The sequence below is a fragment of the Halalkalibacter sp. AB-rgal2 genome, from assembly GCF_041821005.1.
GTDB lineage: Bacteria > Bacillota > Bacilli > Bacillales > Bacillaceae_D > Halalkalibacter.
The window spans coordinates 314,349-324,467 of the sequence record NZ_JBGUAV010000001.1 but is presented as its reverse complement, the minus strand read 5'-3'; the positions used below and the strand labels follow the sequence as shown (position 1 = coordinate 324,467).

The window sequence follows — 10,119 nt, the reverse complement described above, 5'->3', positions numbered from 1 at the left end:
AGAACTTTTCCTCATCGCTCTAAAGCGACTTTTTAAGTTTAAATCCTCATTCAATTATAGTCAAGTGTTTTTTTGGTGGGCCTGAGTGGACTCGAACCACCGACCTCACGCTTATCAGGCGTGCGCTCTAACCAGCTGAGCTACAGGCCCTAAAAAAGGCATAAAAAAAGCACCTAACCAATATTTGATTGTTGGAGCGGGTGATGAGAATCGAACTCACGACATCAGCTTGGAAGGCTGAGGTTTTACCACTAAACTACACCCGCAAATTATAACAAACTAATAATGACGACAAATCTTATAATACACTATTTATACAAAAATAGCAACCTTTTTTTCATGGTCGGGAAGACAGGATTTGAACCTGCGACCCCTTGGTCCCAAACCAAGTGCTCTACCAAGCTGAGCTACTTCCCGATAATATGGCACGCCCTGAGAGATTCGAACTCCCGACCTTTTGGTTCGAAGCCAAACACTCTATCCAGCTGAGCTAAGGGCGCACGTAAAATTCTTAGTATATCCAATGGTTATTAAATTGGTGCGGTTGAGAGGACTCGAACCTCCACGGGGTCAACCCCCACTAGGCCCTCAACCTAGCGCGTCTGCCATTCCGCCACAACCGCATTAACACCATTATTCTTTTAACTTCCAAGTGCGGGTGAAGGGAGTCGAACCCCCACGTCATAAGACACTAGATCCTAAGTCTAGCGCGTCTGCCAATTCCGCCACACCCGCGAAATTAGTGGCGGTCCGGACGGGACTCGAACCCGCGACCTCCTGCGTGACAGGCAGGCATTCTAACCAACTGAACTACCGGACCACTAATGGTGGAGGATGACGGGATCGAACCGCCGACCCCCTGCTTGTAAGGCAGGTGCTCTCCCAGCTGAGCTAATCCTCCATATAAGAATTCTAAAATTCACTATGAAAATATGACCCGTACGGGATTCGAACCCGTGTTACCGCCGTGAAAGGGCGGTGTCTTAACCGCTTGACCAACGGGCCAAAAAGTGGCGGAGAAGGAGGGATTTGAACCCTCGCGCCGCGCAAACGACCTACACCCTTAGCAGGGGCGCCCCTTCAGCCACTTGGGTACTTCTCCATGGCTCCACAGGTAGGATTCGAACCTACGACCGATCGGTTAACAGCCGATAGCTCTACCACTGAGCTACTGTGGAATATATCAACGAATGTCGACTTAAAGTATTATAAACAGTCACCTTTAACATGTCAACTAAAAAAGCACTTATTTCAGCGACTTCTATAATATATCATAATACAACTTCATCTATCAATACTATTTCAAGATTTTTTTTGCAATTTCCCTCGGCATTTCCCACAGACGAATTTGGACGTATCAATCCTTCTTTTCCTAACAAATTCCAAAGAACAACCTAGACATTGATAAACATGCGTAGCTTTGTGTTCTCTCTTCATCCCTGGAATCATATCACAATAGCGCGGGGCCCCAACCTTTTTCATTAAGCTTTTGAATTCACAGTCTTGATGCTTGTATCCTTTGCCTTCTATATGTAAATGATAGTGGCAAAGCTCATGCTTAATAATACCGACAAGTCCTTCATAACCGAAATGTAGAACTTGTTTAGGATTAATTTCAATATGATGAGAATGCAACAAATACCTTCCTCCTGTTGTACGAAGCCTATTATTATACAATGCACGATGCTGGAACGGCCTATTAAAGTACGTTAACGATATTTCTTCTACTAATTTTTGGAGGCTGTTTTCATTTAACCACTTCATATGCTTATCCATATTTCCACTACCTTTCAACATTGACAACCTCCCTGACATATACTAATAAAAACCGAGATGCTAAGGAGTTGATCCTCATGCCTAACTGGCTGAGACAACAATTAAGGCGAGCCTATTTACGCAAAGATCGTACTCAAATAAAGATTTTAAATCAATGTTGGTTTTATTACAAAGAAAAAATACGTACATCCATCAAGTCAAGCCTATGACCATATGAAAAAGCCTGCCTCGATCTAGACAGGCTTTCCCTATTACAATCATTGCTTGTCAGGTTCTTTCATTGTTAAAGCAATCCTTCCCTTCCCAATATCTACTTGATCAACCCAAACCGTTACAATTTCTCCTACTGATACAACCTCTAATGGATGTTTCACAAAGCGATTTGTCAACTTCGAAATATGTACTAATCCATCCTGCTTCACACCTATGTCAACAAAAGCACCAAAATCAACAACATTTCGAACAGTTCCTTGCAATTCCATGCCTGCCATTAAATCCTCCATTTGCAAAACACCTTGCTTCAGTAAAGGCTTAGCAACTTCATCACGCGGATCACGCGCAGGTCGAATAAGTGATTCAACAATATCACGCAAAGTGGGAACACCAATCCCCATCTCTTGGGTAGCCTGTTTCAAATCAATATTTTGCAAATTAAGCTTCACTTTTTCACTACCAATATCATCAGCCTTAGCGCCGACTCGCATAAGCAACTCTTGAGCTTCCTTATAACTCTCTGGGTGAATAGCCGTAGCATCTAACGGCTGTGTCCCATCAATAATACGCAGAAAACCGATCGCTTGCTCATACGTCTTCGCACCTAGACGCGGAACTTTCTTTAACTGCTTCCGATCCGTAAATCTCCCCTGCTCTTCACGCTGTTTAATAATGTTTGTCGCTACAGACTTCGAAAGTCCTGCTACATATTGTAAAAGAGCAACCGATGCTGTATTCACATTAACACCCACTTGGTTAACAACCGTTTCAACAACGAATGTCAAAGATTCAGACAAACTCTTTTGCGAGACATCATGTTGATATTGACCAACACCCACCGACTTCGGATCAATCTTCACTAGTTCTGCTAGAGGATCTTGTAGTCTTCGCGCAATTGATACTGCACTTCTTTCTTCAACTTTCAGATGTGGAAATTCCTCTCTCCCTAAGTCCGATGCCGAATAAACACTCGCACCCGCTTCATTAACAATAAGATAATAGATTTCACGGTCGATCTCTTTCATCGTATCAGCGACAAACTGTTCTGTTTCCCTTGATGCCGTTCCATTTCCTATCGCAACCATAGTTACCGAATGCTTCTCAATTAACTCTTTTACGACAGCCGACGCTTTCTCTACTTCATTTCTCGGTGGAGTAGGATAGACAACTGCTATATCCAGCACTTTTCCTGTATGATCTACGACAGCCAACTTACAACCTGTACGATAAGCTGGATCAACCCCTAGTACAACCTTATCCTTCATTGGTGGCTGCAACAATAAATGCCTTAAATTCTCGGAAAAAATATGGATCGCTTGTGCCTCAGCCTTTTCTGTGAGCTCATTTCGAATTTCTCGTTCAATGGAAGGGGTTATTAAACGTTTATATGCATCTTCAATTGCATCTGAGACCAGATTTTCTACGAACGAATGCTGAGTGATAAACTTCCTTTTCATTTGTTGGAGCACCCGTTCATTAGGAAAGAGCAATGACACCCGCAGAATCCCTTCCTTCTCTCCACGATTCATCGCCAAAATACGGTGTGGTACGATCGCTCTTATCGCTTCATCGTATTCATAGTACATTTCAAATACACTTTTCTCATCAAGAGATTGATCTTTCACAGACGCTTGGATTTTCCCTTCAGAAAAACCTCGATGACGAATCCACTTCCTCAAGTCAGCATCATCAGACACCCATTCTGCTATAATGTCTTGTGCGCCTTGTATAACTTCTTCAATCGTCGTCACTTCTTTTTCTTCGTTTATGTATGCGTTCGATTCACTTTCTATGTCACCTGATTTCGGCAAGGAAAACAACCACTCCGCAAATGGTTCTAACCCTTTTTCTTTCGCTACCGTCGCTCTAGTACGACGCTTTTGCTTATACGGTCGATATAAATCCTCTATTTCTTGCAGCTTTTTTGCTGATTCAATTTGTACACGTAATTCATCCGTTAACTTCCCTTGCTCTTCAATTAAGCGCACTACCTCTTCTTGCCTTTTCAATAATTGATTCTCATATTCCCATTTCTCAACAATGTCACGAATTTGAACCTCATCAAGCCCACCTGTCATCTCTTTTCGGTAACGCGCGATAAAAGGAACCGTATTTCCTTCTCCTACTAACTCAATGAGCTGAGTCACATATTGTTCTTTAGTATTTGATTCCTGAGCTAATTTAGCAATTATTTGCATTTTCTTTTCTTCATTCATAGAAGCACCTCTTTATACATATATTATCCATATCATATCACAACTGATGATTTTCAAGCTTTAACCTCCATCACGAAAGGTCATATGAGTTTTATATTTACACGAAGAAAAAAGCTCATTAGCTTAAGCTAGCTAACAAGCATACACACTACTCAGTTATTCTCCCGACAAGAACCGTCACATCATCATTTATTTGCTCTGTACTATAGTTCAAATATGGAATAATATCTTCCAATTCTCTTATCGACAACAGTTGCTCCTTATTAAAAGGTGAACTCACTCCATCTGAATACAAGCAAAACACACTATCTTTCTCAAATGGAAAGTAATGTATATTGAACGTACTTTTCCTACCAGATAAATAACCTCTCTTCGGAATAGGTTGAATGAGCTTCCCGTCTGGCAAACATAACATAAAACCAATATTACCGTAATTACAATAGGATATTTCTCTTTTTTCGTAGTGAATCTTAATAATTGTCAAAACCGCACCGCGCTCAAATAACAAGTCCTTGTTACCTTTTTCTGCTATAACATCAACGGGATGATCGTGATAACGGACAATTGCGTCCATAACAATGTTGGCAGACCTTCTAGCGCCTTCACCGCTACCTAAACCATCAATTACTGTACATAGCATATATTCATCTGTATGTAGAACCGTATGTACATCTCCACAACAAGATTTCCCTGGCTTTGATTTTTCTAATGCTACAACCACTGTTTTTCCATCTGTATAATGGTTAATCATTATAAGATCTCCGACGCTTCGATGTTGATCGATTCCTTTAATCTATTCAATGCTTTACGTTGTAAGCGAGACACATGCATTTGAGATATACCAAGTCGCTCACCAGTTTCTTTCTGACTAAGATGCTCATAATACGTCAAGTAGATGATTTGCCGCTCTCTCTCACTTAATACTTTCAATGCATTCTCGAGCATCATCCTTCGATCAGCTTTTTCAAAACCAGACTCTTCTTCGCCTATTAAATCAAGCAACGTCGTTTCTCCACCTTCTTGATCGGCTTCTAACGTACGATCTACTGATAATGCCTGATAACTTTGGCTCATCTCCATCGTTTCAAGTACATCCTCTTCTGAGACACCTAGGTGTTCAGCAATTTCATGAACAAGAGGCGATCGCTGATATTCTGTTGTCAATTCTTCTACGGCATTTTTTATTTTCGGACCCAATTCCTTAATGCGCCGTGGAACATGCACACTCCAAGTCTTATCACGAATAAACCGTTTAATTTCACCGACAATAGTCGGAACTGCAAAAGACTCAAAGCTCTTGCCAAATTCCCCATCAAAGCGCCGCAAAGCTGCCAACAATCCAACCATACCTACTTGAAAAAGATCCTCTTCATGGTCCTTACCTCTGGAAAACTTTCTTGATAATGAATGTACAAGCCCTTTATAGTGCTCAACAATCTTCAACTGGAGATCTCGATCTCCAGTTTGCTGATATTGATCAATCCACCTATATACATCATCATTGCCCTGGTTGCGTTGTATTGATTCGGTCGACATGTTGCTCCACCTCATCTCTGTGAAGAAACTTAGTCATAACTAAAATGACTCCTGTTTGATTACTAATTTCTACTTTATCCATTAATGTGTTAATAAGGAACAAGCCAAGTCCACCTTCCTTCAAATCTGCAACTGGTTGATCTGAATCAACTGGCCTTAAGTGGTCTTTTAAATCAGATAAATTAAAGCTTTGGCCTTTATCCGCAACAGCAACCTCTAATCGGTCAGGCTGTACCGAAAAGGATACATTCATCTTCCCTTCTTCTTCATAAGCATGTGTCACTACATTCGTACATGCCTCAGCAACGGCAATTTTCATATCTTCAATTTCGTCATATGAAAAACCGATACGGTTGGCAATACCTGACACAGTTAGACGGACCACCCCCACATATTCGGGCTTTGCAGGTAACGACATTGTTATTTGATCACACTCATGCTGACTCATTTACACTCGCTCCTTCTTTTCAATAGTCATTACTTCGTCTAGTCCCGTTATTGAAAATAGTCGGTGAATTCGTTCAGATAAACCAACAAGCTTTAAATGACCGTTATGATTATGCATCGCCTTAAACACACCAATAAATATTCCTAGACCAGTACTATCAATATATTCAACGTCTGATAAATCAATAATGATGTCTTGGTCATGGTATTGTGCCAACGGAGCTAAAGATTCCTTTAATTTAGGTGCAGTATAAGCATCGATTTCTCCTGTAAGAAATACATTATGTTCATTTTCTTTTTTTTCAAATCGTACGGATAGGTTCATCGTTTCATAACTCCCTTTCCCTTATATACCTTATATAGTTTCTCCATACCACCACTTACTATTACTTAAACATTTCTTTTTAAAATAATCATCGTAAAATCATCTTTGAGCTCATACTCTTGCCATTTAGACATTTCTTCATACACATGCTGAACCATCTCTTGTGCGGATGCATGCATAGTTTGTCGAAGTAGAGTCACAATTTCCTCCCTTTCAATGAAGCGATCTTGATTTCTTGATTCTGTTACTCCATCTGAAAGCAGTACAACAAAGTCACCGACATTTAAAGACTTTTCGTATTCTTTATATGCCGTCCCACTTGCTAAACCAAGAACCATCCCTTTTGCATACAACTCTTCGAATGCATCATTATTCGCATTATAAAAGAAGCCTGGCTCATGTCCTGCACTCGCATAATAAAATAAATGCTTATTTATATCATAAGATCCGTACATCATCGTAATAAACATATTATCACTTATATTTTGTTCAACAACACGGTTCACATTTTCAAGCATCACACCAGGCTGCTGATTGAGCCGCGATAAACTATCCATAGCATATTTAATCATTGACATACATAATGCTGCCGGCACACCTTTACCAATAATATCAGCGATTGCTACTCCAACTCTATTATTCTCCTCTTGTATAAAATGATAATAATCACCACTCATCTTATTAGCAGCAACACTAATAACACCTATATCAAGTGAGCTTGTTTGCGGTACTCGCTCTGGTAGTAGTGTTTGCTGCATACTCGCAGCGACATCAATTTCAGATTCTAGCTCTAGCTGTCGATCCCTTAAGCTTTGATGCTCACGGTATGCCAAACCATATCCCATCATTACTTCTAGTAACAGGTCAAATGAATCTAGCATCTCGCCTTGCACATTAGGAAACAGCTCAACTAAAACCGATCGATGAACACTAACAAATTCTTCAGGTGATACTTGCTCCTCTAAAAGACGTTTACTAAACTGTTGTGCTTGATAGAGACCTTTCTCACTCTTTTGATGAAGAAATGTTTGAAGGATCTGCAAATATTCTTGCTCTAAGCTAGTTACCTTCTTGTCCACTTTACTCCCCCTGTCACCTTTATTTCATCATTGTATTAACCATTTAATAGTTGTAATCGTTGTACCTTCACCTTCATTTGAATCAATCGTAAACTCGTCCATCAGACGCTTAACACCAGGTAATCCGGCACCCATTCCTCCAGAAGTCGTAAAACCATCCGTCATCACCTGACGTACATCTGGAATTCCGGGACCTCTATCTCTAGCAATTACACGAATCCCATACTTCTTAGCAACCTGACTCTTCTTTTCAACTTTTTGAATGCAAATTTCTCCACGCTTCGCATATAAATATATGTTACGAGCTAACTCTGAGATCGCTGTTGTGATTCGAGCTTGGTCCACACTACCAAAACCAATTTCTTTGGATAATGTCCGGCCAGCTTGCCGAGCCGCAACAATTCCCCACTCATTTTTCACTTCTACACAAGGTTGTTCGTTCATCTTCACTCCTCCAATTCTAGTTGGAGTTTTTCAAGACCTTGCTCTAAATCCAACGCTGTTTTTACATTTTGCAACTTTATCCCCATATCAATTAGGGTTATAGCAACAGCTGGTTGTATTCCGGTCAAAACAACCTTAGCCCCCATTAAACCAGACATATCAACAACATCACCTAACACTTTCGCGATAAATGAGTCAATCATATCAACAGAAGTTAAATCAATGACCACTCCTAATGAGCCTTCATTATGAATTTTATTTAATAAGTCCTCCTGAAACTGCAGCGCAGTTTGGTCATCTAACTCAACTTGAACACTTACTAATAAATAATGACTTAATTTTAATATTGGTATTCTCATAGATTCTGTCCTCCTTTTTAAAGGTCGACTACTTTTTTATTAACGAGCTCGAACGCAGTTTCTATTCCCTTCTTCAATGTACTCTTAGTAGGAAACTCACTAAGGTCTATACCAAGGTTGACAATCGTTTGAGCAATCTCTGGTCGTATTCCAACTAGGATACAGGTTGAACCTACTAAACGAACTGCCTCAGACGCTTGAATAACATGATGAGCAACCATTGTATCTACTACCGGTACTCCCGTAATATCGATTAGAACAACCTGAGAACGATGCTCAATAACCCCTTCTAATAAGTTTTCCATAATAAGCTTTGCCCGTGCTGTATCAATCGTTCCGATTAACGGCATAACGGTTACCCCTTCAAATACAGGGATAAGCGGTGCCGATAATTCTAACAAAGATAGCTTTTGCATTTCGAAGATATTTTCCCACGAACCGCTGTAATCAGAGACCAATTGATTTATGATCCCACTAGTCCATTCTTCAAGCTCATAAAAGACATCCATAAATTCTTCCATATTAGCACTATTAGAAGAGTACACATCAATAATGACTCTACGAAACGCTTGTAACCCTTGTGTGAAATACGCTAACGGCCAACCGCTCTGTATGTATTCATCAGCCAACTCGCTAATTTTCACCTTCGCTTCTGCTGAACCCAAGTTAACCATACTCACGATGTAATTCATAAACGTTTGATTTGTATTTTCATAGACTGAATCTGAGATAGAATCTAAATAATTCTCCTCTCTTATCGCCTTTAATTGTCCATCCCACTTTTCAAGTATTTCTTCACGCTTTCTTGAAACAAACGATACTAAATAAGGTTGCATACATCCATTCCCCTCTCATTTCAATAATCATATTATTTCATGAGACCGGTTTCGTTGCAAAGATTTTTGCGTTTTACATTTTTGTTACATTCGTTTTACTTATCTCATTTCCGGGTAATTACTTATAAGTCCACATTTAGGATTTATAGAATTTATAAGGTATGATTACGCAAAAAAACCCCGCATAGCGGAGCTTGCCGTTCGATTTAAAAATCAATAAGGCCTAAACTGATGAACAAGGCTTCATTGACTCGATTCATCATATCATCATCTAGATGCGTAATCTTATCTGTTAATCGTTGTTTATCAATTGTACGTATTTGTTCAAGCAAGATAACCGAATCTCGATCAAATCCATAACGCTTTGCATTAATTTCAACATGTGTCGGTAGCTTCGCCTTTTGAATTTGTGCTGTAATCGCTGCTACGATCACCGTAGGACTAAAACGATTTCCAATATCATTTTGGATAATAAGGACAGGCCTAACCCCTCCTTGCTCAGATCCTACAACAGGAGAAAGATCAGCAAAATATACATCACCTCGTTTGACCATCAAAGGCTACACCCCGCTCACTAAGCGATCGAGGGTATTCTCTGCTTCCTCCTCGGCAAGAAAAGATTCTGAAGCGATATTTAAGTTAATCTTCGCCATTTCCATATAACCTTGCTGCATCGTCTCACGGATTTGACGTTTCTTCCGCTCACGAAGGTACATCTTAGTTGCTTGTGAAATAAACTCACTACGATCGACATTCTCTTGCTTGATCATACCGTCCACCTCGTTCAACAAATGTTGTGGCAAATTAATAACAATCCGCTCTGTACTCTGCTCTGACACAAACATCCACCCCCAGCATCCACCATTACACGAACTAGCTTATAGCCTA

Annotated in this window: 13 protein-coding genes and 11 tRNA genes; 1 reads left to right on the top strand and 23 read right to left on the bottom strand. The window is 40.1% G+C overall.

Annotation, left to right across the window (positions count from 1 at the left end):
- Positions 1 to 73 precede the first annotated feature (73 nt).
- The 12 genes from ACERJO_RS01535 to ACERJO_RS01480 form a co-directional block, all read right to left on the bottom strand.
- Positions 74 to 150: transfer RNA gene (locus ACERJO_RS01535), tRNA-Ile, on the bottom strand.
- A 42-nt stretch (positions 151 to 192) separates the two neighbouring features.
- Positions 193 to 266 (bottom strand) — tRNA-Gly (locus tag ACERJO_RS01530).
- A gap of 74 nt (positions 267 to 340) precedes the next feature.
- Positions 341 to 417 (bottom strand) — tRNA-Pro (locus tag ACERJO_RS01525).
- 6 nt (positions 418 to 423) lie between these two features.
- Positions 424 to 500, bottom strand: a tRNA-Arg gene (locus ACERJO_RS01520).
- Between the two features lie 36 nt (positions 501 to 536).
- A tRNA-Leu gene (locus ACERJO_RS01515) sits at positions 537 to 623 on the bottom strand.
- Positions 624 to 653: 30 nt separating this feature from the next.
- Positions 654 to 735, bottom strand: a tRNA-Leu gene (locus tag ACERJO_RS01510).
- Positions 736 to 743: 8 nt separating this feature from the next.
- Positions 744 to 820: transfer RNA gene (locus ACERJO_RS01505), tRNA-Asp, on the bottom strand.
- A 5-nt stretch (positions 821 to 825) separates the two neighbouring features.
- Positions 826 to 901, bottom strand: a tRNA-Val gene (locus tag ACERJO_RS01500).
- Positions 902 to 933: 32 nt separating this feature from the next.
- Positions 934 to 1,005: transfer RNA gene (locus ACERJO_RS01495), tRNA-Glu, on the bottom strand.
- A gap of 6 nt (positions 1,006 to 1,011) precedes the next feature.
- Positions 1,012 to 1,102: transfer RNA gene (locus tag ACERJO_RS01490), tRNA-Ser, on the bottom strand.
- A gap of 1 nt (position 1,103) precedes the next feature.
- Positions 1,104 to 1,178, bottom strand: a tRNA-Asn gene (locus ACERJO_RS01485).
- 124 nt (positions 1,179 to 1,302) lie between these two features.
- Complete coding sequence (locus ACERJO_RS01480; protein WP_247107498.1) at positions 1,303 to 1,797, bottom strand: SprT family protein; 495 nt, start codon at positions 1,795 to 1,797, stop codon at positions 1,303 to 1,305.
- Positions 1,798 to 1,853: 56 nt separating this feature from the next.
- On the opposite strand from ACERJO_RS01480, the gene cmpA reads away from it, so the two are divergent.
- A complete protein-coding gene (cmpA, locus tag ACERJO_RS01475) occupies positions 1,854 to 1,985 on the top strand; it encodes a cortex morphogenetic protein CmpA (RefSeq protein ID WP_247107499.1) in 132 nt (43 codons plus the stop codon).
- A gap of 48 nt (positions 1,986 to 2,033) precedes the next feature.
- On the opposite strand, the gene ACERJO_RS01470 is transcribed toward cmpA, so the two are convergent.
- The 11 genes from ACERJO_RS01470 to ACERJO_RS01420 form a co-directional block, all read right to left on the bottom strand.
- Positions 2,034 to 4,205, bottom strand: a complete 2,172-nt coding sequence (locus ACERJO_RS01470) for a Tex family protein (RefSeq protein ID WP_274169716.1) — start codon at positions 4,203 to 4,205, stop codon at positions 2,034 to 2,036.
- Between the two features lie 148 nt (positions 4,206 to 4,353).
- Positions 4,354 to 4,956 carry a SpoIIE family protein phosphatase gene (locus ACERJO_RS01465; protein WP_247107500.1) on the bottom strand — a complete coding sequence of 201 codons (603 nt, stop codon included), beginning with the start codon at positions 4,954 to 4,956 and terminating at the stop codon, positions 4,354 to 4,356.
- Entirely contained in the window at positions 4,956 to 5,741 is a 786-nt protein-coding gene (sigB, locus tag ACERJO_RS01460) for an RNA polymerase sigma factor SigB (RefSeq protein WP_247107501.1), read from the bottom strand. Before sigB ends, ACERJO_RS01465 begins: the two co-directional genes overlap by 1 nt.
- Positions 5,704 to 6,189, bottom strand: a complete 486-nt coding sequence (gene rsbW / locus ACERJO_RS01455) for an anti-sigma B factor RsbW (RefSeq protein ID WP_247107502.1) — start codon at positions 6,187 to 6,189, stop codon at positions 5,704 to 5,706. Before rsbW ends, sigB begins: the two co-directional genes overlap by 38 nt.
- Positions 6,190 to 6,513 carry an STAS domain-containing protein gene (locus tag ACERJO_RS01450; RefSeq protein WP_035339904.1) on the bottom strand — a complete coding sequence of 108 codons (324 nt, stop codon included), beginning with the start codon at positions 6,511 to 6,513 and terminating at the stop codon, positions 6,190 to 6,192.
- 65 nt (positions 6,514 to 6,578) lie between these two features.
- Complete coding sequence (locus tag ACERJO_RS01445; RefSeq protein ID WP_247107503.1) at positions 6,579 to 7,592, bottom strand: PP2C family protein-serine/threonine phosphatase; 1,014 nt, start codon at positions 7,590 to 7,592, stop codon at positions 6,579 to 6,581.
- 27 nt (positions 7,593 to 7,619) lie between these two features.
- Entirely contained in the window at positions 7,620 to 8,036 is a 417-nt protein-coding gene (locus tag ACERJO_RS01440) for an anti-sigma regulatory factor (protein ID WP_247107504.1), read from the bottom strand.
- Between the two features lie 2 nt (positions 8,037 to 8,038).
- Positions 8,039 to 8,395 carry an STAS domain-containing protein gene (locus ACERJO_RS01435; protein WP_247107505.1) on the bottom strand — a complete coding sequence of 119 codons (357 nt, stop codon included), beginning with the start codon at positions 8,393 to 8,395 and terminating at the stop codon, positions 8,039 to 8,041.
- Positions 8,396 to 8,412: 17 nt separating this feature from the next.
- Positions 8,413 to 9,231 (bottom strand): RsbT co-antagonist protein RsbRA, encoded by an 819-nt coding sequence (locus tag ACERJO_RS01430; RefSeq protein ID WP_247107506.1) that lies wholly within the window; start codon positions 9,229 to 9,231, stop codon positions 8,413 to 8,415.
- A 206-nt stretch (positions 9,232 to 9,437) separates the two neighbouring features.
- A complete protein-coding gene (locus ACERJO_RS01425; RefSeq protein WP_035339895.1) occupies positions 9,438 to 9,788 on the bottom strand; it encodes a type II toxin-antitoxin system PemK/MazF family toxin in 351 nt (116 codons plus the stop codon).
- A 3-nt stretch (positions 9,789 to 9,791) separates the two neighbouring features.
- The gene (locus tag ACERJO_RS01420) at positions 9,792 to 10,076 is read right to left on the bottom strand and encodes a CopG family ribbon-helix-helix protein (protein ID WP_035339893.1); all 285 of its coding nucleotides are present in this window, start codon (positions 10,074 to 10,076) and stop codon (positions 9,792 to 9,794) included.
- Between the last annotated feature and the right edge of the window lie 43 nt (positions 10,077 to 10,119).

Coding starts and splice junctions, on each gene's coding strand:
- rsbW (WP_247107502.1), bottom strand. CDS start 6,189: ATGAGTCAGCATGAGTGTGATCAAATAACAATGTCGTTACCTGCAAAG.
- ACERJO_RS01435 (WP_247107505.1), bottom strand. CDS start 8,395: ATGAGAATACCAATATTAAAATTAAGTCATTATTTATTAGTAAGTGTT.
- ACERJO_RS01440 (WP_247107504.1), bottom strand. CDS start 8,036: ATGAACGAACAACCTTGTGTAGAAGTGAAAAATGAGTGGGGAATTGTT.
- ACERJO_RS01430 (WP_247107506.1), bottom strand. CDS start 9,231: ATGCAACCTTATTTAGTATCGTTTGTTTCAAGAAAGCGTGAAGAAATA.
- ACERJO_RS01470 (WP_274169716.1), bottom strand. CDS start 4,205: ATGAATGAAGAAAAGAAAATGCAAATAATTGCTAAATTAGCTCAGGAA.
- cmpA (WP_247107499.1), top strand. CDS start 1,854: ATGCCTAACTGGCTGAGACAACAATTAAGGCGAGCCTATTTACGCAAA.
- ACERJO_RS01480 (WP_247107498.1), bottom strand. CDS start 1,797: ATGTTGAAAGGTAGTGGAAATATGGATAAGCATATGAAGTGGTTAAAT.
- sigB (WP_247107501.1), bottom strand. CDS start 5,741: ATGTCGACCGAATCAATACAACGCAACCAGGGCAATGATGATGTATAT.
- ACERJO_RS01465 (WP_247107500.1), bottom strand. CDS start 4,956: ATGATTAACCATTATACAGATGGAAAAACAGTGGTTGTAGCATTAGAA.
- ACERJO_RS01420 (WP_035339893.1), bottom strand. CDS start 10,076: ATGTTTGTGTCAGAGCAGAGTACAGAGCGGATTGTTATTAATTTGCCA.
- ACERJO_RS01450 (WP_035339904.1), bottom strand. CDS start 6,513: ATGAACCTATCCGTACGATTTGAAAAAAAAGAAAATGAACATAATGTA.